Origin of the sequence: Streptomyces sp. NPDC088732 (genome assembly GCF_044751205.1) — a bacterium.
GTDB lineage: Bacteria > Actinomycetota > Actinomycetes > Streptomycetales > Streptomycetaceae > Actinacidiphila.
Genome location: NZ_JBIVLI010000004.1, coordinates 78,506 through 102,909, shown reverse-complemented (window position 1 = coordinate 102,909; position 24,404 = coordinate 78,506). Strand labels below are relative to the sequence as shown.

Here is a 24,404-nt window from a genome sequence, read left to right as displayed (position 1 = left end):
ATGACCCGCACCCACCTGACGAAGACGGCAGGGACCGCTAGGAAGCGGCGGCCCCACCCGCAGCCCGCGGCGACCCCGCGGACCGCCCCGTCGGCTCCGCCCCCCGCCGGCCCCGAAGCGCCCGCCGGGGCCGCGGGGCCGCCTCGCGCGCCCCGCGCCGAGGCTCCCCAGGCCGCGCGGCCCGAGGGGCAGGACCGGTCCGCGCCCCCGGGGGAGCCCGACGACGCGGCGGCCGACGCCGCCGGGACGTCCGGGGCGACCGCGAAACAGGTCAAGGCGGCGGCGAAAGCGGCGGCAAAGGAGACCAAGGCAGCGGCCAAAGAGGCCGAGGCGGCCGCCGAGGAGGCGGAACTGCGCCTCGCCGAGGCCGCCGAAGCCGCCTTCGACCACCTCTACGCGTACGCGGCCCCCGCCCTGATCCGGCAGGTCGAGGTCCTCACCGGCAACGAGGAACTGGGCCGGCACTCCGTCCACCGCGCCTTCCACCGGGCCTGGCAGCGCTGGCCCGAGGTCGCGGCCGACCCCGATCCCGTCGGCTGGCTCCGCTCCCAGGCGTTCGAGCACGCGCTCGCCCCCTGGCAGCAGTTCGTGCCCTGGCACCGCACCGGGCGCCGCGCCCGCGGGGACCTCCAGCGGCTGCCGCGCGGGGCCCGGCACGCCGTGCTGCTCCACGAGGGCCTCGGGCTCGGCCTGCGGCACACCGCCGCCGAGAGCATGGCCAGCACCCCGACCACGGCCGCGCGCATCATCCGGGCCCGCGACGCGCTCGGCGAGGAGGCCGTCGCCGGGCTGGCCGGCCTCCTGAACGAGCCGCGTGTCCCGGAGTTCCCCGCGGAGCAGGTGCGGGAGATGAGCGAGGAACGGCTGCGGCACCAGACCTTCGGCTCGGTCGCCGCCACCGTCCTCCTGGTGCTGCTGACCGCGGGCGGTCTGGTCTTCGGCCCGCTCAGCGACCACTTCTCGGTGTCGACACCGCTGATCGACATCCGCTTCTCCCCCTGACGCCGCCCCCGGGCACACCGGCACACGGCAGCGGGCCCGCCCCCCGAAGGGAGCGGGCCCGCCGACTCACGGCGTACGCCTGGGCGAACTCAGCCCTGCAGGATGGCGCGCGCGAGGCGGGCCGTCTCCGACGGGGTCTTGCCCACCTTGACGCCGGCGGCCTCGAGGGCCTCCTTCTTCGCCTGGGCGGTGCCGGAGGAGCCGGAGACGATGGCGCCGGCGTGGCCCATGGTCTTGCCCTCGGGCGCGGTGAAGCCCGCGACGTAGCCGACGACCGGCTTGGTGACGTGCTCGGCGATGAACGCGGCGGCACGCTCCTCGGCGTCGCCGCCGATCTCGCCGATCATGACGATCAGGTCGGTGTCGGGGTCGTCCTGGAACGCCTTCAGCGCGTCGATGTGGGTGGTGCCGATGATCGGGTCACCGCCGATGCCCACGGCCGAGGAGAAGCCGATGTCGCTGAGCTCGTACATCATCTGGTACGTCAGCGTGCCGGACTTCGACACCAGGCCGATGCGGCCGGCGGTGCTGATGTCGGCCGGGATGATGCCCGCGTTGGACTGACCGGGGGTGATCAGACCGGGGCAGTTCGGGCCGATGATCCGGGTCTTGTTGCCCTTGCTGCCCGCGTACGCCCAGAAGGAGGCGGTGTCGTGGACGGCGATGCCCTCGGTGATCACGACCGCGAGCGGGATCTCGGCGTCGATGGCCTCGACGACCGCGTCCTTGGCGAACTTCGGCGGGACGAAGATGACGGTGACGTCGGCACCGGTCTTCTCCATGGCCTCGGCGACGGAGCCGAAGACCGGCACCTCGGTGCCGTCGAAGTCGACGCTCGTGCCGGCCTTGCGCGGGTTCACGCCACCGACGATGTTGGTGCCCGAGGCGAGCATGCGCCGGGTGTGCTTGGTGCCCTCGGAACCGGTCATCCCCTGGACGATGACCTTGCTTTCCTTGGTCAGGAAGATAGCCATGATGTGGTGACCTGTCCCTTACTTCGCAGCCAGCTCGGCGGCGCGCTCGGCGGCGCCGTCCATGGTGTCGACCTGCTCGACCAGCGGGTGGGCGGCGTCCGTGAGGATCTGCCGGCCCAGCTCCGCGTTGTTGCCGTCCAGACGGACGACGAGCGGCTTGGTGACCTCCTCGCCCTTGGACTTGAGCAGCTCCAGGGCCTGGACGATGCCGTTGGCCACCGCGTCGCAGGCGGTGATGCCACCGAAGACGTTGACGAAGACGGACTTGACGTCCGGGTCGCCGAGGATGATCTCAAGACCGTTGGCCATGACCTCGGCGGAGGCGCCACCGCCGATGTCGAGGAAGTTGGCGGGCTTGACGTTGCCGTGGCCCTCGCCGGCGTAGGCGACGACGTCCAGGGTGCTCATGACGAGACCCGCGCCGTTGCCGATGATGCCGACCTCGCCGTCCAGCTTGACGTAGTTCAGGCCCTTGGCCTTGGCCGCGGCCTCCAGCGGGTTGGCGGAGGCGTGGTCCACCAGCGCCTCGTGCTCCGGCTGGCGGAAGTCGGCGTTCTCGTCCAGGGAGACCTTGCCGTCGAGCGCGATGACGCGGCCGTCGGCGACCTTGGCGAGCGGGTTGACCTCGACGAGGAGCGCGTCCTCGGCGATGAAGGTCTTCCACAGGGTCTGCAGGATCTCGACCACCTGGTCGGCGACGTCGGCCGGGAAGGCGGCCGCCTCGACGATCTCGCGGGCCTTCTCCGGGGTGACGCCCTCGTTGGCGTCCACGGCGATCTTCGCGAGGGCCTCGGGCTTGGTCGCCGCGACTTCCTCGATCTCCATGCCGCCTTCGACCGAGGCCATCGCCAGGAAGGTGCGGTTGGCACGGTCCAGCAGGAAGGAGACGTAGTACTCGGAGGCGATCTCCGGCGCCAGCTCCGCCAGCATCACCTTGTGGACCGTGTGGCCCTTGATGTCCATGCCGAGAATCTGGCCGGCCTTGGCCACCGCGTCCTCGGGGTCCGACGCCACCTTCACGCCGCCGGCCTTGCCACGGCCACCGGTCTTCACCTGTGCCTTGACGACAGCCTTGCCACCGAGCCGCTCCGCGACCTCGCGCGCCGCCTCAGGCGTGTCGATGACTTCACCGGCCAGCACCGGTACACCGTGCTTGGCGAAGAGGTCCCTCGCCTGGTACTCGAACAGGTCCACGCGCGTCCGTCCTTGGTAATCGCGGGTTCGTTGTTGGCGTGAGCGTGCCGGGGGCGGTCGTCGCTGACGTCTTCGTAACGATCCATGCGTACGGTCGTACGGGGGGCGCACACGTCGGCCGAGCACGCGGCATGTCCGTCTCGCAGGTTAGCGCCGCGCGGGCGGCGCGACTAAATCCCAGCTCGTGGACGAGCGGTGAGAACAGTCACAGACGGCGCCCGTGACGGCGGCGCGGTTGATCCTTCCGGGTGATCCGGGCGGCGACGGTAAGGCCTTACCCCCCTCTACTCCTGCGGGACGGGCAGCGGCCGCCTCTCTATCGCCGCCGCCATGATCTCCGGGAACACGTCGGGTGTGCAGGCGAACGCGGGGGCGCCGAGCGCCGCCAGGGCCGCGGCGTGCTCCCGGTCGTAGGAGGGCGCGCCCTCGTCGGACAGCGCGAGCAGAGCGACGAACTGGACGCCGGAGGCCTTCATCGCCGCGACGCGCTTGAGCATCTCGTCCCGTATGCCGCCCTCGTAGAGGTCGCTGATGAGCACCACGACCGTGTCCGCCGGGCGGGTGATGAGCGACTGGCAGTAGGCCAGGGCCCGGTTGATGTCGGTGCCGCCGCCCAGCTGGATGCCGAAGAGGACGTCGACGGGGTCGTCCAGCTGCTCGGTCAGGTCGACGACCGCGGTGTCGAAGACGACCAGCTTGGTGTCGATGCTGCGCATCGAGGCGAGGACCGCGCCGAAGACCGAGGCGTGGACGACCGACGCGGCCATCGACCCGGACTGGTCGATGCAGAGGACGACGTCCTTCTTCACCGCCTGGGCGGCACGGCCGTGGCCGATCAGCCGCTCCGGGACGACCGTGCCGTGCTCGGGCAGGTAGTGCCGGAGATTGGCGCGGATGGTCCGGTCCCAGTCGATGTCCCGGTGGCGCGGGCGGTTGACCCGCGCCGAACGGTCCAGCGCCCCGGTGAGGGTGGCGCGGGTGCGGGAGGCCAGGCGCTTCTCCAGGTCCTCCACGACCTTGCGGACCACGGCCCGGGCGGTCTCCTTCGTCGTCTCGGGCATCGCCTTGCTGAGCGACAGCAGAGTGCCGACCAGATGCACGTCGGCCTCGACCGCCTCCAGCATCTCCGGTTCCAGCAGCAGCGCGGACAGGCCGAGCCGGTCGATGGCGTCGCGCTGCATCACCTGGACGACGCGGCTCGGGAAGTAGCCGCGGATGTCGCCCAGCCACCGCGCGACCTGCGGCGCGGAACCGCCCAGCCCGGCGGAGCGCGGCCCGCCCCGCGCCGGTGTCCCGCCCCCGGCGCGCGGGCCGGACCCGTACAGCGCCTCCAGCGTCCGGTCCATCGCGGCGTCGCGGCCGGTGAGCACCCGGCCGGTGCCGTCGGCGGGGCCCCCGCCCAGCACCAGCCGCCAGCGGCGGAGCCGCTCCTCGCCGTCGATGCCGGTGTCCGTCCTCGGGTCGCCGTTCACAGCCGCGTCCACAGCCCCGTTCATGTCGCCGCTCCCCCTGTCGGTCGGTCGTGTCCCAGCAGCAGCCGGACGGTGGCCAGCACCGCGCCCGCCCGGGCCTCGTCCAGCCCGGCGGCGAAGCCCGGCGCGCCCTCCGCCGCCGCCTCGAGCGAGCCCTCCGCGGGGCCGCGCCGCACCAGCTCCCCCACCGTGCGCCGCACACCCGCGTCGAACTCGCCGAACGTGCGCCGCAGCAGCGGCAGTACGTCGTCGAACGCGGCGGCCGGAACCGCCGACAGCCACTCGTCGACCAGGGCCAGCAGCCGCGCGTCGTGGACGAGCAGCATGCCGCCCCCGGCGAGGAAGCCTTCCGTCCAGGCGGCCGCCTCCTGCGGCGGTGTCCCGGCCGACAGGGCCAGCCCCATCAGACGGGCCACCTCCCCGGCTGCCAGCCGGCCGTCGTCCAGCAGCAGCCGGGCGGCGGTGCCGCGCAGCAGCCCCGGCATCCCGCGGTCGCGTACCGCCAGGGTCCGCAGGACCCCCGCCCAGCGCGTGCGCAGCCCGTCGTCGGCCAGCAGCACCACCGCCTGCTGCACGCCCTGGACATGGCCCCGCATCTCGGACGCGCCCTCGGCGTCCAGCCCCGCGCACGCGGGCGGGAGACCGACGCATATCCGCTCCGCCAGCCCTTCCGCGACCTCGCGCAGCGCGGCCGCGTCCGTGCTCCGGACGTCGCCGTAGCGGACGGACCGCACCAGCGCGGGCAGCGCCTGCGCGAGATGGCCGACATCGGCGTCGAGCGCGGCGCGGTCGGCGAGCACCCGCATCACGACCGGCAGCGCGTCCGGCAGCTCCGCCAGCAGGCAGCGCTCGGCGAGGCCGGTGACCTCGGCGAGCGCGGTCGCCCGCACCGCCTCGTCCTCCGCCCTGGCGGTGGCGGCCGACGCCACGGTGGTCCCCCACACCCCCGCCTCGGCGACCCGCACCGCCAACTCGGGCTCCCAGCGCAGCCGCCAGGTCTCACGGAAGGTGCCGGTACCGGCGCGGGACCGGGCGGGCTCGCCCCATCCGATGCCGAGCAGCCGCAACCGGTGCAGCAGGCGGCTGCGGCCGGCGTCGGTCTCCTTGCGCAGGTCGAGCTCCACCTCCTTCTCCAGTGCCTCCGGCTTCAGTCGCAGCCTGCGCTGCTCGCGCGCCAGGTCGCGGGCGAGCGGCACCGCCGGCGCGCCCTCGGGAACCCGGCCCAGCTCGTCCCCGACCACCAGGCGGTCCCGGATGAGTTCCATCGGCACGTCGGACCCGTCGCACATCACCGCCCGGATCGCGTCGGTGGTCTCCCCGAGGCCGGCCAGCGGGCGGCCGCGCATCGCGGCGAGCGCGCCCGCGAGCCGCACCGCCTCGATGACATGCGCGGAGGAGACCGGCAGGTCCTCCTCCCGCAGCAGTCCGGCGGCCTTGGTCATCCATCGCGCGACGGGCCGGTCCGGTGCGGTGAAGAGATGGCGGTACCAGCCGGGCGAGTCGATCCCGGCCCCGTACCCGCCGGCCCGGGACAGCCGCCGGTGGGTCCAGGGCACCCAGGTGATCTCGACCTTGGCCTTCGGCAGGCCCTTGAGCAGGGCCCGGTCGGCGGTCACACCGGTCGCGGCCGCGAGCGCGGGCACGTGCCAGGCACCGCAGACCACCGCCACGCGCTCGTACTCGCGGCGGGCGTCGCGTATCCGCAGCCGCATGTGCGCCTCCCGTACGGCGTCGTGGGGGTGCCCCCCGTCCCCGTACTCCGCGCGCAGCGCCCCCATGGCCTCGGCGACCGCTTCGAACGCCGCGAGCGGATCGTCCGCGTCGCCGGCGGAGTCCGCTTCCCCGTCGCGGCTCCCCCGGTGCTCCACGGCGTCCTCCCACCACCGCTCGGGGTCGTCGTAACCGGCGGTCCGCGCGAGTACGGCCAGCGGATCGATCCGCACGCGGGCACCCCCGGACCCGCCGTCCCCTTCTTCTCCTTCTGCTCCTTCTGCTCTCTCCTCCGTCCCGTCGTCCGCGGACTCCCGCATCAGCAGCGAATGCGCCGCCGGCAGGTCGATGAAGCGGACCGGCACCCCCCGCGCGGCCGCCCAGCGGATCGCCTCCCACTCCGGGGAGAAGTCGGCGAACGGCCAGAACCCGGCCCGTGACGGCTCGTCGACGACGTGCGCCAGCAGCGCGACCGGCGGACGCATGTCAGGCTCCGCGGCCAGCCCCACCACGGCGTCCGCCTCCGGCGGCCCCTCGATCAGCACGATCTGCGGCGCGTACCGGTCGAGCGCCGCGCGGACACCGCGGGCCGACCCCGGCCCGTGGTGCCGCACCCCCAGCAGCGCGGGCCCGTCCGTCACGGCGTCACCTCGCGGCAGGCGCGGTAGAAGTCCTTCCAGCCCTCCCGTTCCCGGACCACCGTCTCCAGGTACTCGCGCCACACCACGCGGTCGGCCGCCGGGTCGCGGACCACCGCGCCGAGGATCCCCGCCGCCACGTCCCCGGCGCGCAGCACGCCGTCGCCGAAGTGCGCCGCGAGAGCGAGCCCGTTGGTGACCACCGAGATGGCCTCGGCCGTGGAGAGCGTGCCCGAGGGGGACTTGACCTTCGTCCGGCCGTCGGCGGTGACCCCGCCCCGCAGCTCGCGGAAGACGGTGACGACCCGCCGGATCTCGTCCGCGCCCGCGGGCAGGGACGGCAGCTCCAGCGACCGGCCCAGCTGCCCGACCCGGCGGCTGACGATGTCGACCTCCTCCTCCACGGTCGCCGGCAGCGGCAGCACGACGGTGTTGAAACGCCTGCGCAGCGCGCTGGACAGCTCGTTGACCCCGCGGTCCCGGTCGTTGGCGGTGGCGATGAGGTTGAAGCCACGCACCGCCTGGGTCTCGGCGCCCAGCTCCGGTATCGGCAGCGTCTTCTCGGACAGGACCGTGATGAGGCTGTCCTGCACGTCCGCGGGGATGCGGGTCAGCTCCTCGACGCGGGCGATGCGGCCCTCGGCCATCGCCCGCATGACCGGGCCGGGCACGAGCGCCTCCCGGCTCGGGCCGTGGGTGAGCAACTGCGCGTAGTTCCACCCGTAGCGGATGGCCTCCTCGGGTGTGCCGGCCGTGCCCTGCACGAGGAGGGTGGAGTCGCCGCTGACGGCGGCCGCCAGATGCTCCGAGACCCAGGTCTTGGCCGTGCCCGGCACCCCGAGCAGCAGCAGGGCCCGGTCCGTGGCGAGGGTGCTGACCGCGACCTCGACGATGCGGCGCGGGCCCACGTACTTGGGTGTGACGACGGTGCCGTCGGGCAGCTCGCCGCCCAGCAGGTACAGCGCGACCGCCCACGGCGACAGGTTCCAGCGGGCCGGGCGCGGCCGGTCGTCGGCCGCCGCGAGAGCCTTGAGCTCATGGGCGAACGCGTCTTCGGCATGCGGCCGGAGTGCGGTGTCCGCGGACATGCTTCTCCCCCTGTTCTGGGCACGTCTCAGTGGAGCGGACGATCCGTCAGACCCCCTGCGCCGTCCGCGGTTCCCACCATGCACGAGCCCACTGACAGTCGCCCTCCGCGCACACACAACGCCAGGTCAGGACCGATTGTCAGTGCCCGCACCTACCGTCTTGGGCATGGACGGGATGGACGAACAGCGACCCGAGCGGTGGACCGCCGACCAGGTCCTGGCCCTCGCGCCCGACGCGTCGTCGCGGAAGGCCGGGACGGGTCTGGCGGCGGCCGCGCGCTGGTCGGGCACGGGGACGTCGGACACGGCGGTGTGGGGGCTGTGCGCGGGCAGCGGCAGCAAGCCGTACCAGACGGTGGTGGACACCGCCGGGCCCGCGGCCAAGTGCAGCTGCCCGAGCCGCAAGTTCCCCTGCAAGCACGCCATCGGACTGCTGCTGCTGTGGTCCGGGGGCGAGGTCGGGCCGGCCGCACACGGGGGCGGCCGGCCCGACTGGGTCACCGAGTGGCTCGACGCGCGGCACGCGCGTGAGGAACGCAAGGCGGCCCCCGCCGGCGGCGGGGACCCCGAGGCGGCGCGCAAGCGGGCCGGACAGCGGGCGCGCCGGGTCGCCGCCGGAGCGGTCGAGCTGGAGCAGCGGCTGACGGACCTGCTGCTCGGCGGGCTGGCCGGTGCCGACCGCGAGGGCTACCAGCGGTGGGAGGAGACGGCCGCCCGCATGGTCGACGCCCAGGCACCCGGGCTCGCCTCGCGGGTGCGCGAACTGGGCGCGGTGACGGCCGCGGGGGGCGACTGGCCGTCACGGCTGCTGGAGGAGACCGCGCTGCTGCATCTGCTGACCCAGGGCCTGCTGGGGCACGACCGGCTTCCCGAGGCCCTGGCCGCGACGGTGCGCGGCCGGGTGGGATTCACGGTGGACTCGGCGGAACTGCTCGCCGGGCCCACCGTGCGGGACCACTGGCTCGTGCTGGCGCAGCAGGACTCCGCCGACGACCGGCTCACCACCCGCCGCATATGGCTGCACGGCCGGGACACCGAGCGGCCCGCGCTGCTGCTGTCCTTCGGCGCGGGCGGCCGGGCGCCCGAGCTCGCCCTGCCGGTCGGGCTCGGTGTCGACGCCGAGGTGGCGTACCACCCGGGCGCCCGGCCGCTGCGGGCCGTGCTCGGCACCCGGCACGCCGCGCCCGGTCCGGCGCCCGTGCCGCCCGGACTGCCGGTCGGCGCGGCACTGGCGGCGTACGGGGAGGCCCTGGCGGACGACCCGTGGCTGGACGCCTGGCCCTCGGTCCTCGCCCAGGTCGTGCCGGTCCCGGGCGACGCGGGCTGGCAGCTCGCCGACGCCGAGGGGGCGGACGCGGTGCCGGTGACCGCGGGGGGCGGCACCGGCGCCGGGGGGCTGTGGCGGCTGGCGGCGGTCTCGGGGGGCCGGCCCGTGACGGTCTTCGGCGAGCTGGGACACCGCGGCTTCCGGCCGTACACGGTCTGGGGCGGGGCCGGGGCGGAAGCGGTCGCCCTCGTGGCGTAGCGCCACGACCGCCGACCGCACCGCGGACGGAGGCGAACGACACCGAAGGGGGACGCATGGAGACGGCGACCTGGGCCGAACTGGTCGGGACCGCCCTGATGGGCACCGAACGCAAGGGCGGGACGCCCACCGAACTGCTCGACGCCGCCGCGGTCGCCGTCCTGCGGCGTCGTGCGGGGCTGCGGCCGGCCGCCGCGGGGAAGCGGCCGGCCGCGGCCCCGGACGATCCGCGCCCCGCCCTGCCGGCCGCCGCGCGGCGGCGGCTCGCGCTGCTGCTGGCCGACCGGTCGGGCGGGAGCGGGGGTCGCCGGGGCGCCGCGCCCAATCTCGCCGAGCTGCTGCCGCAGTGGCTCGGCGAGGCCACCGCACGCGGTTACGCCGCCCCGCCGGAGATGCTGCCCGCCCTGCTCGACGCCGCCCGCGCCCGTACCGACCTGAGACCGGACGCGCTCGCCCTCGCGGGCCCGCGCGGACTGTGGCTGGCGGAGCTGAACGCGGACTGGCGGTTCGCGCTGCGGGCGGGCGCCTCCGGCGCCGCACCGGACGCCGGGAACGGGGCGGACGACCCGACGGTCCGGCAGCTGTGGGAGGAGGGCCTGTTCGCCGAACGGGTGGCCCTGCTGACGCGCCTGCGGTCCCGCGACCCCCGGGGCGCGCTGGAGCTGCTGCGGACCGGGTGGGGCGGTGAGCGGGCCGAGGACCGCCTGATGTTCCTGGACTCCCTGCGCGAGGGACTGTCCCCGGCCGACGAGCCCTTCCTGGAGCAGGCGCTCTCCGACCGCAGCCGCAATGTGCGGGCGACCGCCGCCGAGCTGCTCTCCGCCCTGCCCGGCTCCGCACTGGCCGGCCGGATGGCGGCCAGGGCCCGGACCTGCGTGGCCTGGGACGCCGCGGACAGCCGGATCGTGGTGGAGGCGCCGTACGAGTGCGACGCGGCGATGGAGCGCGACGGGGTGGTGGCGATACCCCCGGCCGGGCGGGGCGAGCGGTCGTGGTGGTTCGGGCAGGTGGTGGACGCGGCGCCGCTCGGGACCTGGCCGCAGCGGTTCGGCAGCCGCACACCGCAGGAGATCATCGCGCTGCCGGTCGCCGACGACTGGCAGGGCGACCTGCACGCGGCCTGGTGCCGGGCGGCGGTCCGCCAGCGCGACGAGGACTGGGCCCGGGCGCTGCTCGGGCCGATACCGACCACGGCGACGGCGGTCGCCCCGGTGGGCGACCCGGCGAAGCTGCTGGCGGTGCTCCCGGCCGGCGAGAGGGCCGCATGGGTGGCGCGCTTCATCGCCGCGCACGGCCTGTCGGAGGCGTTCCAGATGCTCGCGGTGTGCGCCGTTCCCTGGGCCGAACCCCTGGGGCGGGCGGTCGTGGACGCGCTGGACATCGCCCGGGACGCCGGCAGCTACCCGTGGAGCTTCAGCGGGGTCATGGGCCTCGCGGAGCGCTGCCTGGACCCGGCGGAGGCCGATCGCGCGACCCCGCTCACCGCGGTGCCCGCCGAGTCGGCGGACACCTCACCGGGCGCGGGCGCCTACTGGGCCGAGGCCTTCCAGCGCCTGGTGGGCACCCTGCGGCTGCGCGCGACGATGAGTGAGGAGCTGGCCTGAGCGGCCGCGGGAGCCCATGGCTCCCGCGGCCCCGGGCCGCGATCAGGCTTCGGCGGGCTGCCGGATGTTGGCGTTGACCCAGTCCACGACCTCGGAGGTCGTCGCACCGGGGGTGAAGATCGCGGCGACGCCCAGTTCGCGCAGCGGCGCCATGTCGTCCTCGGGGATGATGCCGCCGCCGAAGACCTTGATGTCGCTCGCGTCGCGCTCCTTGAGCAGCTCCAGCACCTTGGCGAACAGCGTCATGTGCGCACCGGACAGGATGGACAGCCCGATCGCGTCGGCGTCCTCCTGGATCGCGGTGTCGACGATCTGTTCGGGCGTCTGGTGCAGGCCGGTGTAGATGACCTCCATACCGGCGTCGCGCAGCGCGCGGGCGATGACCTTGGCCCCGCGGTCGTGGCCGTCGAGTCCCGGCTTGGCCACCACGACCCGGATCGGACCGGACACTCCCATCACTGCCTCCAACACGATTGCTGCGCTCAGCGGGCACTTCTGTGAACGAACGTTATCGCCAGCATCCCCCGACCGGACAGTTTCGCGAAGGCCCTCGAGGGGGAAATTACCCATTGGGACACGTTCACGTTAGAAACGCGTTCGGCCCGTGGTCGCCTCGGTCAGTGAGGCGACGCGGGCTTTCGCGTTCTCGGCGCACGGGGGACAGAGCCGTCTCCGTGTGCCGCACGGGAGGTAGGCCATGGGCGTCCTGTCTTTCGGTGTCGGAGACCGTCTGGTGCGTCAGGCGGCCTACGTACGAGCCGCGGCGATCGAGATCGCCATCCTGACCGGTCACGTTTTCCTGTACCCGACCGGCATCTTCCAGGAACGCGGGCCGGAGCCCCCGGTCGGCGAGCCGGAGGAACCGACGCGCATCCCCACCGCGGGCCGAAGCCACCCGCCGGTGCTGCTGCTGCACGGCTTCGTGGACAACCGTTCGGTGTTCGCCATGCTCCGCCGGTCTCTGCGCCGGCACGGCTGGCCGCATGTGCAGGCGGTGAACTACTCCCCTTTGACCTGCGACATCCGCACCGCCGCGGCGCTGCTCGGCCGTCACGTGGAGCAGATCTGCGAGCAGACCGGCCACAGCCAGGTGGACATCGTGGGCCACAGCCTCGGCGGGCTCATCGCGCGCTACTACGCGCAGCGCCTGGGCGGCGACAGCCGGGTCCGCACGGTGATCACCCTCGGTACGCCGCACTCCGGCACTCGTGCCGCGCCCCTGCTCAACCCGCACCCCATCGTCCGGCAGATGCGGCCCAACTCCGACCTGATAGAGGAACTGGCCGAACCGGCGGCGGGCTGCCGTACCCGTTTCGTGGCGTTCTGGAGCGACTGGGACGAGATGATGAGCCCGGTCGAGGCGGCCCGCCTGGACCATCCCGATCTCATCGCCCGCAATGTGCACGTCGCGGGCGTCGGTCATCTGACCATGCCGGTGCACGCGGCCATCGCGGCCGGGATCCGGCAGGCGCTGCTCGGGGAGGAACTGGCGTCCGGCGCCGTCGACGCCGCGTGACGGTCCTGCCCGCATAAGCATCGAAACGCCATCGAACACAAGGCATGGACGATGCCGGAATCCTGCCGAAGATTGTCGCCGTCGGCCGCAGGGGGATACAGTCGCCGCTAATTCTCCTGCTGCCGAGGCGAAAGAGAAGCGGTGAACACTCGTCACCCGTCGGGGTACGCCCCCGAGTACAACGCCTACGGGCACGAGGGCTATTCCGGCGCCTCGTACCAGTCCGCAGGCGCTGTCCACGCGGATGACGACCCGCTCTTCGGCACGTGCCAGGGCTACCCCGCGTACGACACCGGCACGCAGGCCACCGGTTCGTGGGGCACCACCGCGACCGCCTACTGGCAGCAGCCCCAGGACGCCGCCACCGGGTACGGCGACCCCGCCGCGGCGGCCACGGGCACCTGGTACACGCAGCCCGCGGCCGGGACGTACGACTACACGGGCGCGACGACGGCGTACGAGCACGCCCCGGTGTACGAGTACCACGAACCGGAGCCCGCCCTCCCGCACGAGCCGGCCCCGCACGAGCCCGTCGAGCCCCGCGCCTATGTGCCGCACGCCCGCGAGCCGGAGGAGTACGACTCCGCGCACGGCGCCGCCGCCGAGGAGTGGGCCGACGACGAGGGCGGCTACGCCTTCGACGAGCACGACGCCGCCCACGACCTGCACGGCGAGGACCCGCACGGCGACGAGCCGGAGGACGGCGCCGACGACGCGGGCCCGGACGGCGCGCCCGCCCTTCCCCGCCCGCGCGCCGGCAGCCGCCGGCGCCGCCCCGCCCGGCGTTCGGCGCTGCTGACCGTCGCCGTCCCCTCGGTCGCCGTCATGGGCGTCGCGGCCTGCGCCGCCGCCGTGACCGTCAACACCGAGGAGGGCGACACCACCACGACGCAGGCGGACGGCGTGGTCGACGCCGCCAAGACCCCCACGACCAAGCTCGACCAGCAGCTGGCCGGGGTGAACCGGGACGTCGACGATTTCGCCTCCCGTGCCAGCCGCACCCAGGAGCGCCTGGACATCAAGGAGCGCCAGGCCGCGGAGCGGAAGAAGAAGGCGGAGGAGGCGGCCCGCAAGGAGGCGCTGCGCCCGAAGTTCCTGCTCCCGGTGAGCGAGCACGGTCTGAGCGCCTACTTCGGCCAGGCGGGCGTGAACTGGATGTCGGTCCACACGGGCATCGACTTCCCGGTCAGTTACGGCACCCCCGTGATGGCCGCGACCGACGGCACCGTCCGCACGCAGTGGAACAGCGCCTACGGCAACATGGCCATAGTGACGGCGCCGGACGGCACGGAGACCTGGTACTGCCATCTGAGCAGCACCAAGATCCGCTGGGGCAGCGTCAAGGCCGGCGAGGTCATCGCCTATTCCGGCAATTCAGGCAACTCCACCGGCCCGCACCTGCACTTCGAGGTACGGCCCGCGGGCGGCTCGGCGATCGACCCGCTGCCGTGGCTGCTCAAGCACGGCCTCGACCCGCGCTGAGCCACCGGCCCCGGGGCGGCCCGTGCGGCTCCCTCACCGGAAGCCGCCACGCGACGCGCGTCCCGTCAGAGCTTCTCCACCGGCGCGTAGCGCAGCAGCAGCACCTTCGGCCGCTCGTCGCCGAAGTCGATGGTGGCCTTGGCCTTCTCACCGCTGCCGTCGACCGAGACGACCGTGCCCAGCCCGAACGTGTCGTGGTTGACCCGGTCCCCGACCGCCAGGGCGACGACCGGCCGGTCCTGGGTGCGGCGGGTGGCGAAGCCGGAGGGACCGCTCCTGGACGAGGACCGCGACAGCACCGAGGCCGCCGCCGACACCGAGGCGGACGGCGCCGGTGAGGACCCCGTACGCCGCCACTCGATGAGCGACTCGGGGATCTCCTCAAGGAAGCGGGAGGGCGGGTTGTACGACGGCTGGCCCCACGCGCTGCGCATGCTCGCCCGCGTGACGTACAGCCGCTGCCGCGCCCGGGTAATGCCGACGTAGGCGAGGCGGCGCTCCTCCTCCAGTTCCTTGGTCTGGCCGAGCGCGCGCATGTGCGGGAAGACCCCGTCCTCCATGCCGGTCAGGAAGACCACCGGGAACTCCAGGCCCTTGGCGGTGTGGAGGGTCATCAGCGTTATGACGCCGCCGCCCTCCTCGTCGTCCGGGATCTGGTCGGAGTCGGCGACCAGCGCGACGCGTTCCAGGAACTCGGCGAGCGTTCCGGGCTCCTCCTCGGTGCGCTCCTGCTCGAACTCCAGGGCCACCGCCGCGAGTTCCTGGAGGTTCTCGACGCGGGTCTCGTCCTGCGGGTCGGTGGAGGCCTGGAGTTCGGCCAGGTAGCCCGTGCGCTCCAGCACCGCCTCCAGGACGGTGGCGGGGCCGGCGCCGGACTCCACGATCGTGCGCAGTTCCTCCAGCAGTTCGTTGAAGCGCTTGACGGCGTTGACCGAGCGGGCGGCCATGCCGAAGGCCTCGTCGACGCGGCGCAGCGCCGCGGGGAAGGAGATCCGCTCGCGTGAGGACAGGGCGTCGATCATGGCCTCGGCGCGCTCGCCGATGCCGCGCTTGGGCACATTGAGGATGCGGCGCAGCGGGACGGTGTCCTCGGGGTTGGCGAGCACGCGCAGGTAGGCCAGGACGTCCCGGACCTCCTTGCGCTCGTAGAAGCGGACTCCGCCGACGACCTTGTACGGCAGGCCGACGCGGATGAAGACCTCTTCGAAGACACGGGACTGCGCGTTGGTGCGGTAGAAGACCGCGACCTCGCCGGGACGGGCGTCGCCGGCGTCGGTGAGCCGGTCGATCTCGTCGGCGATGAACTGCGCCTCGTCGTGCTCCTGGTCGGCGACGTAGCCGGTGATGACCGGGCCCTGGCCGGCCTCCGTCCACAGGTTCTTCGGGCGGCGCGAGGCGTTGCGCTCGATGACGGCGTTGGCGGCGGTCAGGATGTTCTGGGTGGAGCGGTAGTTCTGCTCCAGCAGGATCGTGCGCGCCTGCGGGTAGTCCTCCTCGAACTGGAGGATGTTGCGGATGGTGGCGCCGCGGAAGGCGTAGATGCTCTGGTCGGCGTCACCGACCACGCACAGCTCCGCCGGCCCTTCGCCGCCCTCCTCCGCGTCCCCGGTGCCGACGAGTTCGCGCACCAGGGTGTACTGGGCGTGGTTGGTGTCCTGGTACTCGTCGACCAGGACGTGCCGGAAGCGGCGCCGGTAGTGCTCGGCGACGTCCGGGAAGGCCTGGAGCAGGTTGACCGTGGTCATGATGATGTCGTCGAAGTCGAGGGCGTTGGCCTCGCGCAGCCGCGACTGGTAGATCGCGTAGGCCTCGGCGAGCTTCTTCTCGAAGGGGTTCTCGGCCTGGCCGGCGAAGGTCTCCTCGTCGATGAGCTCGTTCTTGAGGTTGGAGACCTTGGCGCTGAAGGACTTCGGCGGGAACTGCTTGGGGTCCAGGTCCAGGTCGCGGCAGACCAGGGCCATCAGGCGCTTGGAGTCGGCCGCGTCGTAGATGGAGAAGCTGGAGGTGAAGCCGAGCTTCTTGGACTCCCGGCGCAGGATGCGGACGCAGGCGCTGTGGAAGGTGGAGACCCACATCACGTTGGCGCGCGGGCCGACGAGTTGCTCGACGCGCTCCTTCATCTCGCCGGCGGCCTTGTTGGTGAAGGTGATCGCCAGGATCTGGCCGGGGTGCACCTGGCGGGCGCCCAGCAGGTGGGCGATGCGGTGGGTGAGCACCCGGGTCTTGCCGGAGCCGGCGCCCGCGACGATGAGCAGGGGGGAGCCGGTGTGCTCGACGGCGGCGCGCTGCTGCTCGTTGAGCCCGTCCAGCAGGGCGGCGGGGTCGACGGCGGGGCGCGGCGCGCCGTCCCGGTAGTACGCGTCCCGGTCGGCGGGCGCGTCGAAGCGTCCCTCGAAGAGGTCGTGCGGAACCGCCTCGGCCTCCTCCTCGGGGGGCGGCGGCGGGTGCTCCTCCCTCGGTTCGAAGCCGGCCAGGAAGCTGTCGTCAAAGAGGCTGCTCATCGCCTCCCGAGTCTAGGCGGTGGGACCGACAGCGGTGCACCGCTTCCGGATGCCGGTCGTCCGCGGGACGCACACCGCGGTGCCGCCGGGCGCCGCCGGGCCGCCGCCGGAACCCGTCCCGGCCCCGTCCGGGGAGCCGGACAACGGCACGGCTGCGTAAAGGTCACGAAATGATTGCGGACAATTCGAACACCAGCCTTCCCAGGAGCCACCCCAGTTGACTAGCGTGCCCCCTCAGGCGGTCCGCACCGAACGGCGGCGACCGAGCCGTCACGGCCGCCTCCGCTGAGTCCGGCAACCGCCGGAGCCGGGGACCCACCACTTTGGGGTGAATCGGTCCGTACGGGCGCACCGCACACGTGCCCGGACGACCGTAGGGCGGCCTTCCGAAGCCCGAACCCGACAGCTAACCCGGTAGGCGGTCCACGGAAGGAGCCGTCCGCCTTGGCGACGCACCGCAAGCCGCGCCCCCGCATGCTCACCGTTCCCGGCCCGCGCACGGCCGTGGGGCTGACGACCGCCGCACTGGCGACCGTCACCCTCTTCGGAGAAAGCGCCAGCGCGGCGCCCGCCTCCCCCGACAAACCCTCCATCACCGAGGTCAAGGCCAAGGTCGACGCCCTCTACCACCAGGCCGAGGCGGCCACCGAGCGCTACAACGGCGCCAAGGAGCAGACCGACAGGCAGCGGACGCACGCGGACGAACTGCTCGACCAGGTCGCCCGCAGGACGCAGACGCTCAACGACGCCCGCCGCACGATCGGCGAGTACGCCTCGGCGCAGTACCGCGGCGGCGGCCTGGACAGCACGACGACCTTCCTGCTCACCTCCGACCCGCAGCAGTTCCTGGACCAGGCGCACCTGATGAACCGCCTGTCCGACCGCCAGGAACACGCGATGGAGGACTTCCGCACGCAGCAGGCGGCGACCACGCAGAAGCGCACGGAGGCCGTCCAGAGTCTGGCGAAGCTCACCGAGGCGCAGACGCGGCTGGCCGCGGAGAAGAGGACGGTCAAGCAGAAGCTCGCCGCCGCTCAGCAGCTGCTCAACACCCTGACCGCCCAGGAGAAGGCGCGGCTGGCCGCCCTGGAGAAGAAGAAGCAGGAGGAGGCCGCGGCCGCGGCCAAGTTGATCGCCGCGAAGGAGAAGGCGGCGCAGGAGGCGGCCGGGACGTCCTCGGACACGTCGTCCGCCGGCGGCACCACGTCCTCGACGGCCTCGGGCAGCTACGCCGCCAAGGCCGAGAAGGCGATCGCCTTCGCCCACGCCCAGCTCGGCAAGCCGTACGTGTACGGCGCCACGGGCCCCAACTCCTTCGACTGCTCGGGCCTGACCCAGGGCGCCTGGGCCGCCGCGGGCGTCTCCATCCCCCGCACCACCTACGACCAGGTCGACTTCGGCACCCGCGTCACCGCGGACCAGCTGCAACCCGGCGACCTGGTCTTCTTCTACTCGGACGTGACCCACGTCGGCCTCTACATCGGCGGCGGCGAAATGATCCACGCGCCTCACACGGGCACTGTGGTGAAGGTCGCCCCCATCACCGAGATGCCGATCTACGGCTACGCCCGGATGGCCTGAGTCCCCCCGCCTCCCCGCGAAGGGGCTCAGGTCCAGAGCACCGCGATGAAGATGTCGGCGGTGGTCAGCGCACCCACGGTGCCGAAGGCCGCCGCCGACACCTTCTCCTCGTCGCGCTTGACGTAGACCAGGCCGAGGACCACCACCAGCACGGCGGGCTTCAGGCCGATCTTGGCGTTGTTCACCGGGTGGTCGTCGGCCTGGTTCAGGCCGACCGGCAGGGCGCCGGTCACCAGCATGGTGAGCGCCCCGTGCAGCATGCCCGGCACGAAGCGCGCCTCGCCGCGGCCCATGGCCTTCGTCCGGGTGAGGAAGCCGCCGAGCAGGGCGGCGATGCCGATGATGTGCAGGCCGACGACGAAGTCGATGGTTGCGTCCATGGCTCAGGACCCCAGCCAGGCCCGTATCAGCACCCGGCACCGAGGTGGGTCCCTTCCGGCACATCGGTCACGGCTGGACCGCAAGCGACCAGGTCACCCGTCGAACAGCGGTCATCGGCCGACAGGTAACGGCCGAATCGGACCAGTCCCGCACAGTGCCCCGCTGCCCGGCGACGCACAGGTTTAGCGTCCTGCCCCAGGTGGCCGATCCCCACTGCCGGCGGGACTCGCCGTCGGCATCGGCCACCCCCGCCGAAGGTCCGGCGGCGGCGCGGCTCCCCGTCCGTCCGCCGCCGGGCCGCGGGCAGCAGGCCCGGCAGCCCGGAAGGAGTGACGGCGCGTGGCGTCGCACAGAAAGCCCAAGGAGCGCACCCTCACCGGCTCCACCGCGCGCACGGCCGCCACCCTCGCCATCGCGGGAGCGGCCTCGGTGACGATGTTCGGTGAGACCGGGCACGCCGACCCCCGGCTGACCACCTCCGAGGCCAAGGCCCGCGTGGACCGGCTCTACGAGGAGGCCGAGCAGGCCACCGAGCGGTACAACGGGGCGAAGGAGAAGGCCGACACGGTCCAGCACCGGATCGACGACCTCCAAGGCGAACTCGCCCGCAGGACCGAGCGGCTCAACCGCACCCGCGACGGCCTCGGGTCGATCGCCACCGCCCAGTACCGCTCCGGCGGCGTCGACCCGGCGATGCAGCTCGCGCTCGCCTCCTCGCCGGACCAGTACCTCGAACGGGCCGGGCTGCTGGACCGCATGAGCAGCCGCCAGAACGCCGCGCTGCACGCCCTCGGCGCCCAGAAGCGCGAGATCGAGCAGCTGCGCACCGAGGCGGGCACCGAACTCACCGAGCTGCGCCGGTCCCGCGCCGAACTCGCCCGCCACAAGCGCACCGTGCAGGAGCGCCTGGCCTCCGCGCAGCGGCTGCTGGACGGGCTGACCGCGGGCCAGCGCGCCGCCGTCCTGGCGGACGGGGGCCAGGGCACGGCCCGCTCCGGCGACCGGGCCGGCCGCGCGGTGTCCGCGGGCTCACGCGCGGCCCTGGCGCCCGCGGCGGCCCCCAACGCCCGGGCCGCGCGGGCCGTGTCCTTCGCGTACGACTCCCTCGGCCTGCCCTACGTCTGGGGCGCCACCGGCCCGTCCTCGTACGACTGCTCGGGCTTCACGCAGGCCGCCTGGCGGGCGGCCGGGGTGGAGCTGCCGCGCACGACCTACACCCAGATCAACGCGGGCAGCCGCGTCTCCCGCGCCGAACTGGAGCCGGGGGACCTGGTCTTCTTCTACTCGGGGATCAGCCACGTCGGCCTCTACATCGGCAACGGCATGATGATCCACGCCCCGCGCACCGGCGACGTGGTGAAGATCGCCCCAGTCGACCAGATGCCCTTCGCGGGGGCCACCCGCCCCGTGTGACGCCGCCTTGCCCGGCCGGCCCTCAGACCAGCCGGCGGGCGGTGGCCCAGCGGGTGAGTTCGTGGCGGTTGGAGAGCTGGAGCTTGCGCAGCACCGCCGAGACGTGCGACTCGACCGTCTTGACGGAGATGTAGAGCTGCTTGGCCACTTCCTTGTAGGCGTAGCCGCGGGCGATCAGCCGCAGGACCTCGCGCTCGCGCTGGGTGAGCCGGTCCAGGTCCTCGTCGACCGGCGGGGCGTCGGTGGAGGCGAAGGCGTCCAGGACGAAGCCGGCCAGCCGCGGGGAGAAGACCGCGTCGCCGTCGGCGACCCGGAAGACCGAGTTGACCAGGTCGGGACCGGTGATGGTCTTGGTGACATAGCCGCGGGCGCCGCCGCGGATCACGCCGATGACGTCCTCGGCGGCGTCGGAGACCGACAACGCCAGGAACCGCACCGGGTGTTCGGCGGCCGCGCTCAGTCCCGCGCAGCGCTTGAGCACCTCGACCCCGCCGCCGCCCGGCAGGTGGACGTCGAGCAGGACGACGTCGGGCCGCGTCGCGGTGATGACCGCGACGGCCTGGTCGACGTCGGCGGCCTCGCCGACCACGTCGACGCCGGTCCGCTCGGTCTCGCCGATCTCCGCCTGGACCCCGGTGCGGAACATCCGGTGGTCGTCGACGAGGACGACCCTCACACGCCGTTCGGTGCTCATGACGGCCTCCCTGCTCCCGAGTCCTGCTGCCGCTCCATCTCCAGCTCCACTTCCGTCCCCCCGCCCGGCGCGGGGCGCAGCCGCGCCTCGCCGCCATTGCGCCGCATCCGGCCGATGATGGACTCCCGTACGCCCATCCTGTCCGACGGTACGTCGTCCAGGTCGAAGCCGGGGCCGCGGTCGCGCACGGACACGAAGACCCTGTCCCCCTCGACCTCTGCGTACACCTGCACCGGCTCGTCGCCACCGTACTTGGCGGCGTTGACCATGGCCTCGCGGGCCGCCTGCATCTGCGCGACCAGCCGCTCGTCCAGCGGGCAGTCGCCGACGCACACCACCTCGACCTGGACGCCGTGCGCGTCCTCCACCTCCGCCGCCGCGCGGCGCACCGCCTCGGCCACCGTGGCCGGCTCGTCCTCGCGGCCGTTGCCCTCGGGGCGGTAGAGCCAGGCGCGCAGTTCGCGTTCCTGCGCGCGGGCAAGCCGGGCCACCTCGCGCGGGTCGTCGGCGTGCCGCTGGATCAGGGTCAGGGTGTGCAGGACGGAGTCGTGGACGTGCGCGGCGACCTCGGCGCGCTCCTGGGCCCGGATGCGCGCGAGGCGCTCGGCCGACAGGTCCTGCGTCATACGCACCAGGTAGGGGCCGGCGATGAGCGCGACGCCGACGAGCACGGCGAGCGCGGCCTGCAGGATGGTGCCGAGGTGGCTGACCGAGCCCTGCACGACCAGGAAGCCGGTCACACCGACGCCCACCAGGATCACCCCGGCCGCGCCGCGTGCGACGGGCAGCAGCCGCTTGCCGCGGCTGAGTTCGGCCCAGCGGGCACGGCGCGCGTTGTCCGCCTGCCGCCACACCAGCGCGACGCCGAGGCCGATCAGCAGCAGCGGCCAGACATAGGCGTTGGCGGCCCCGAGGTCGAGGTTGTCCAGCAGGATGCCCAGGCCCGCGGCGAGCGCGAGCAGCGCGACGATCTGGCCGCGGTCGGGCCGGCGCCCGGCGAGCCAGGACCGGGCGTCACGCGGCTCCTTGGCCTCCACGACCCCGCCGACACCGAGCGGCACGACGAACCAGAAGACCGCGTACAGCAGGATGCCGAGGCCCTGGATGGTGGCCAGCACGACGAAGACGACCCGCACCCACGCCACCGGCAGCCCGAGGTGCCCGGCCAGACCGCGGGCCACGCCGCCGATCATGCGGCCCTCGGAGCTGCGGTAGAGCTTGCGGACCGGCGCCTCGGCCGGGTCCGGCGGGGCGAAGTACGACGCCCCGGTGGACGGGGGTGTCTGCGGGCCGGCGGGTGACATGCCCCGATCGTCACACGTTTCGCGGGCGGTGGGTATCAGGGTTGGCCCCCATGCGCGGTCAGGGTCGTTCCGGATACCGGCGGGGCCGGCGGGCCGCCACCATGGAGCCATGACGGAGCAGTACACGCAAGGTGCGCCCGAGGCGGCCCCGCAGCGGCGCAGGCTCACCCGCAGCCGCCGGCGGAAGGTGATCGCGGGCGTCTGCGAGGGGGCGGGGCGGTACTTCGACATCGACCCGGTGGTCTTCCGGATCGTGCTCGGTGTGCTCGCGCTCACCGGCGGTCTCGGGCTGGTGGCGTACGGCCTGGGCTGGCTGCTGATCCCGGCCGAGGGGGCCGGGGAGAACGACGGGCCCGCCGAGAGCGAGGCGCACCGGCTGCTGTCCGGCCGGGTGGAGGGCCCCGCGCTGACCGCCGTGCTGATGGCGCTGGTGGGGTGCGGGCTGTTCCTGTCGCTGCTCGGCAGCGGGGGCAACCTCGCGTTCTCGCTGGGGCTGGTGGCGGCGTTCGCCGGCGCCGTGTACTGGTCGCAGCACCGGGAGCGGACGGCCCAGGCGCCGGTGCCGGGCACCGCTCCGCCGCCCACCCAGCCGCCGCCCGCCCCGGCCACGGCGGCGTGGTGGAAGGACGCCCCGCCCTACGACGCGACGTCCGCGACGTCCTCGACGTCCGCGGCGTCCGCCGCGGGCGGCGGGGGCTACCTGTGGGGCCCGGACGACGGGCCGGCCGACGACGAGCGCGACCGCCGCGAGTGGCGGCGGCGCCGGCAGGCGGTCCGCCGCGAGGGGGCCTGGCTGGGCGTGCCGGTGTTCTTCCTGGCGGTGGCGGCGGCCACGGCCTGCGTCGCGGGCACCTGGAACTCCCAGCCGCTCGGCACCGCCCTGCAGATCGGGTTCGCCGCGGCGCTCGCCGTCTTCGGCCTGGGCTTCGCGGTGAGCGCGTGGTGGGGGCGGCTCGGCGGCGGCACGGTCTTCCTGGTGGTGCTGGCGGCCGCCCTGCTGGTCGGTGCCTCGGTGCTGCCGAAGTCCGTCGGTCACGAGTGGGAGCGCCGCACCTGGCAGCCGGCCGCGGTCGCCTCCGTGCAGAAGTCCTACGAACTGGGCGCCGGAAAGGCGACGTTGGACCTGTCCCGGCTGGACCCCGCGGGGCGCACGGTCGCGACCCGCGTCCACGTCGGCGCGGGGCAGCTCGTCGTCAAGGCACCGGCGGACGTCACCCTGGCGCTGCATGTGAGCGTGGGCCTCGGCGACGTCCAGTTGCCGGGCGACGCGCAGGAGGACGTGGACGTGCAGCCCGGGGTGGACAAGACCGTCAGACTGCAGCCGGTGGACGGGAAGAAGTCCGCCGGAACGCTGGAACTGGAGGTCGACATGGGCGTCGGACAGGTGCAGGTGACCCGGTGAAGCGGCACGGCTTCCGTTTCTCGGCCCTGTTCACCGCGCTGGTGCTGCTGGCGCTGGCCGCGGTGTTCCTGCTGGACGCCGTCGGCAGGCTCTCGCTGCCACCGCAGGTGGCCGTGCCCATGACCTCCGCGGGCCTCGGGCTGGCGGCACTCGGCGCGTTCATCGCGCGCTCCGCCCGCGCGCGGCGCGGCGGGCCGCCCTCGGAGCCCCCGGAGCCCGTGGACGCCCCGGCCCGCCACCACGGCGCCCGCCGGTAGCGGGACGCGGGGGCCGGCGAGGGGTGGTGTGCCCCTCGCCGGCCCCCGCGCGGCGGTCCGCCCGGGTCAGCCGAGGTACCGGCGCCCGCGCCGCCTGCGGCGGGCGATGGCCGCGTCCGCCGACAACTGCGGCGCCCCGGCGAGCACCAGCGGCAGCCAGGCCATCAGGTAGATGAGGTCGTTGCCGTAGTAGTACGGCTGGGTGGCCCAGCTGACGGTGAGCCACAGGCTCAGCGAGATGAGCGCGCCGCCCAGCGCGGCGATCCGGCTGAACAGCCCGATCAGGGTGCCGACACCCACCGCGATCTCACCGAAGGCGATGGCGTACCCGAAGCCGTGCGGGCTCTTGAGCGCCAGGTCGATCATCGCGGGGATGGCGGCGCTGCCGCGCACCCCGTTGAGCGTGCCGACCAGGGAGCCCGGTGCGGAGTCGGTGAAGAAGGTGTCCGACAGCAGTTTGTCGAATCCGGCGTAGACGAAGGTCACGCCGAGGAAGATGCGCAGGGGAAGCAGCGCGTAGCGCCGGGCGGTGTCCCGCCAGGGCCCCTGTGAGGGGTCCGTCCCCGAGTCCGGTGTTCCACTCATGCCCGATATACCCGTCACACTCATGACGTCCGCCCTCTCGCGTCCGCACCCGGTCCGATGCCCCCTCCCGGATCGGTTCTC

General features: G+C 73.6%; 20 protein-coding genes and 1 riboswitch. Of the genes, 9 read left to right on the top strand and 11 right to left on the bottom strand.

Annotation, left to right across the window (positions count from 1 at the left end; genetic code table 11):
• Positions 1 to 1,002 carry a hypothetical protein gene (locus ACIP9H_RS08325; RefSeq protein ID WP_401958265.1) on the top strand — a complete coding sequence of 334 codons (1,002 nt, stop codon included), beginning with the start codon at positions 1 to 3 and terminating at the stop codon, positions 1,000 to 1,002.
• An 89-nt stretch (positions 1,003 to 1,091) separates the two neighbouring features.
• Here the strand turns inward: ACIP9H_RS08325 and sucD are convergent, their stop codons facing one another.
• From sucD to ACIP9H_RS08300, 5 genes are all read right to left on the bottom strand, one after another.
• Positions 1,092 to 1,976, bottom strand: coding sequence for a succinate--CoA ligase subunit alpha (sucD, locus tag ACIP9H_RS08320; RefSeq protein WP_360902261.1), 885 nt, complete (start codon positions 1,974 to 1,976; stop codon positions 1,092 to 1,094).
• 18 nt (positions 1,977 to 1,994) lie between these two features.
• The gene (sucC, locus tag ACIP9H_RS08315; protein ID WP_401594991.1) at positions 1,995 to 3,170 is read right to left on the bottom strand and encodes an ADP-forming succinate--CoA ligase subunit beta; all 1,176 of its coding nucleotides are present in this window, start codon (positions 3,168 to 3,170) and stop codon (positions 1,995 to 1,997) included.
• A gap of 284 nt (positions 3,171 to 3,454) precedes the next feature.
• Complete coding sequence (locus tag ACIP9H_RS08310; protein WP_401958262.1) at positions 3,455 to 4,666, bottom strand: VWA domain-containing protein; 1,212 nt, start codon at positions 4,664 to 4,666, stop codon at positions 3,455 to 3,457.
• Complete coding sequence (locus ACIP9H_RS08305) at positions 4,663 to 7,032, bottom strand: DUF5682 family protein (protein WP_401958620.1); 2,370 nt, start codon at positions 7,030 to 7,032, stop codon at positions 4,663 to 4,665. The genes ACIP9H_RS08310 and ACIP9H_RS08305 overlap by 4 nt, the downstream gene beginning before the upstream one ends.
• Complete coding sequence (locus tag ACIP9H_RS08300) at positions 6,990 to 8,078, bottom strand: AAA family ATPase (protein WP_401594998.1); 1,089 nt, start codon at positions 8,076 to 8,078, stop codon at positions 6,990 to 6,992. The genes ACIP9H_RS08305 and ACIP9H_RS08300 overlap by 43 nt, the downstream gene beginning before the upstream one ends.
• Positions 8,079 to 8,244: 166 nt before the next feature.
• On the opposite strand from ACIP9H_RS08300, the gene ACIP9H_RS08295 reads away from it, so the two are divergent.
• Complete coding sequence (locus ACIP9H_RS08295; RefSeq protein ID WP_401958259.1) at positions 8,245 to 9,603, top strand: SWIM zinc finger family protein; 1,359 nt, start codon at positions 8,245 to 8,247, stop codon at positions 9,601 to 9,603.
• A gap of 56 nt (positions 9,604 to 9,659) precedes the next feature.
• Positions 9,660 to 11,207, top strand: a complete 1,548-nt coding sequence (locus ACIP9H_RS08290) for a DUF5691 domain-containing protein (protein ID WP_401595004.1) — start codon at positions 9,660 to 9,662, stop codon at positions 11,205 to 11,207.
• Positions 11,208 to 11,249: 42 nt separating this feature from the next.
• On the opposite strand, the gene ACIP9H_RS08285 is transcribed toward ACIP9H_RS08290, so the two are convergent.
• Positions 11,250 to 11,663 (bottom strand): cobalamin B12-binding domain-containing protein, encoded by a 414-nt coding sequence (locus ACIP9H_RS08285; protein ID WP_360902279.1) that lies wholly within the window; start codon positions 11,661 to 11,663, stop codon positions 11,250 to 11,252.
• Positions 11,664 to 11,904: 241 nt separating this feature from the next.
• On the opposite strand from ACIP9H_RS08285, the gene ACIP9H_RS08280 reads away from it, so the two are divergent.
• Positions 11,905 to 12,723: an esterase/lipase family protein gene (locus tag ACIP9H_RS08280; protein WP_401595007.1), complete on the top strand. Its 819-nt coding sequence runs from the start codon at positions 11,905 to 11,907 to the stop codon at positions 12,721 to 12,723.
• Positions 12,724 to 12,864: 141 nt separating this feature from the next.
• Complete coding sequence (locus ACIP9H_RS08275; protein ID WP_401595009.1) at positions 12,865 to 14,205, top strand: peptidoglycan DD-metalloendopeptidase family protein; 1,341 nt, start codon at positions 12,865 to 12,867, stop codon at positions 14,203 to 14,205.
• Positions 14,206 to 14,270: 65 nt separating this feature from the next.
• Here the strand turns inward: ACIP9H_RS08275 and pcrA are convergent, their stop codons facing one another.
• Positions 14,271 to 16,706 carry a DNA helicase PcrA gene (gene pcrA, locus ACIP9H_RS08270; protein ID WP_401595012.1) on the bottom strand — a complete coding sequence of 812 codons (2,436 nt, stop codon included), beginning with the start codon at positions 16,704 to 16,706 and terminating at the stop codon, positions 14,271 to 14,273.
• A gap of 273 nt (positions 16,707 to 16,979) precedes the next feature.
• A riboswitch (cyclic di-AMP (ydaO/yuaA leader) is annotated at positions 16,980 to 17,143 on the top strand.
• A 7-nt stretch (positions 17,144 to 17,150) separates the two neighbouring features.
• Here pcrA and ACIP9H_RS08265 point away from each other — a divergent pair.
• Entirely contained in the window at positions 17,151 to 18,287 is a 1,137-nt protein-coding gene (locus ACIP9H_RS08265; protein ID WP_401958254.1) for an NlpC/P60 family protein, read from the top strand.
• 26 nt (positions 18,288 to 18,313) lie between these two features.
• On the opposite strand, the gene ACIP9H_RS08260 is transcribed toward ACIP9H_RS08265, so the two are convergent.
• Positions 18,314 to 18,667, bottom strand: a complete 354-nt coding sequence (locus tag ACIP9H_RS08260) for a hypothetical protein (RefSeq protein WP_401595017.1) — start codon at positions 18,665 to 18,667, stop codon at positions 18,314 to 18,316.
• Positions 18,668 to 19,007: 340 nt separating this feature from the next.
• On the opposite strand from ACIP9H_RS08260, the gene ACIP9H_RS08255 reads away from it, so the two are divergent.
• Positions 19,008 to 20,081 (top strand): NlpC/P60 family protein, encoded by a 1,074-nt coding sequence (locus ACIP9H_RS08255; RefSeq protein WP_401595020.1) that lies wholly within the window; start codon positions 19,008 to 19,010, stop codon positions 20,079 to 20,081.
• A gap of 22 nt (positions 20,082 to 20,103) precedes the next feature.
• Here the strand turns inward: ACIP9H_RS08255 and ACIP9H_RS08250 are convergent, their stop codons facing one another.
• Positions 20,104 to 20,775 (bottom strand): LuxR C-terminal-related transcriptional regulator, encoded by a 672-nt coding sequence (locus ACIP9H_RS08250; RefSeq protein WP_401595023.1) that lies wholly within the window; start codon positions 20,773 to 20,775, stop codon positions 20,104 to 20,106.
• The gene (locus ACIP9H_RS08245) at positions 20,772 to 22,079 is read right to left on the bottom strand and encodes a PspC domain-containing protein (RefSeq protein ID WP_401595026.1); all 1,308 of its coding nucleotides are present in this window, start codon (positions 22,077 to 22,079) and stop codon (positions 20,772 to 20,774) included. Before ACIP9H_RS08245 ends, ACIP9H_RS08250 begins: the two co-directional genes overlap by 4 nt.
• 109 nt (positions 22,080 to 22,188) lie before the next feature.
• Here ACIP9H_RS08245 and ACIP9H_RS08240 point away from each other — a divergent pair, with 109 nt between their 5' ends.
• Both ACIP9H_RS08240 and ACIP9H_RS08235 read left to right on the top strand, forming a co-directional pair.
• Positions 22,189 to 23,481 carry a PspC domain-containing protein gene (locus ACIP9H_RS08240; RefSeq protein ID WP_401958249.1) on the top strand — a complete coding sequence of 431 codons (1,293 nt, stop codon included), beginning with the start codon at positions 22,189 to 22,191 and terminating at the stop codon, positions 23,479 to 23,481.
• Positions 23,478 to 23,738 (top strand): hypothetical protein, encoded by a 261-nt coding sequence (locus ACIP9H_RS08235; RefSeq protein ID WP_401595031.1) that lies wholly within the window; start codon positions 23,478 to 23,480, stop codon positions 23,736 to 23,738. The genes ACIP9H_RS08240 and ACIP9H_RS08235 overlap by 4 nt, the downstream gene beginning before the upstream one ends.
• Before the next feature lie 66 nt (positions 23,739 to 23,804).
• Here the strand turns inward: ACIP9H_RS08235 and ACIP9H_RS08230 are convergent, their stop codons facing one another.
• On the bottom strand, positions 23,805 to 24,323 hold the full coding sequence (locus ACIP9H_RS08230; RefSeq protein ID WP_401595034.1) for a DoxX family protein: 519 nt from the start codon (positions 24,321 to 24,323) through the stop codon (positions 23,805 to 23,807).
• Between the last annotated feature and the right edge of the window lie 81 nt (positions 24,324 to 24,404).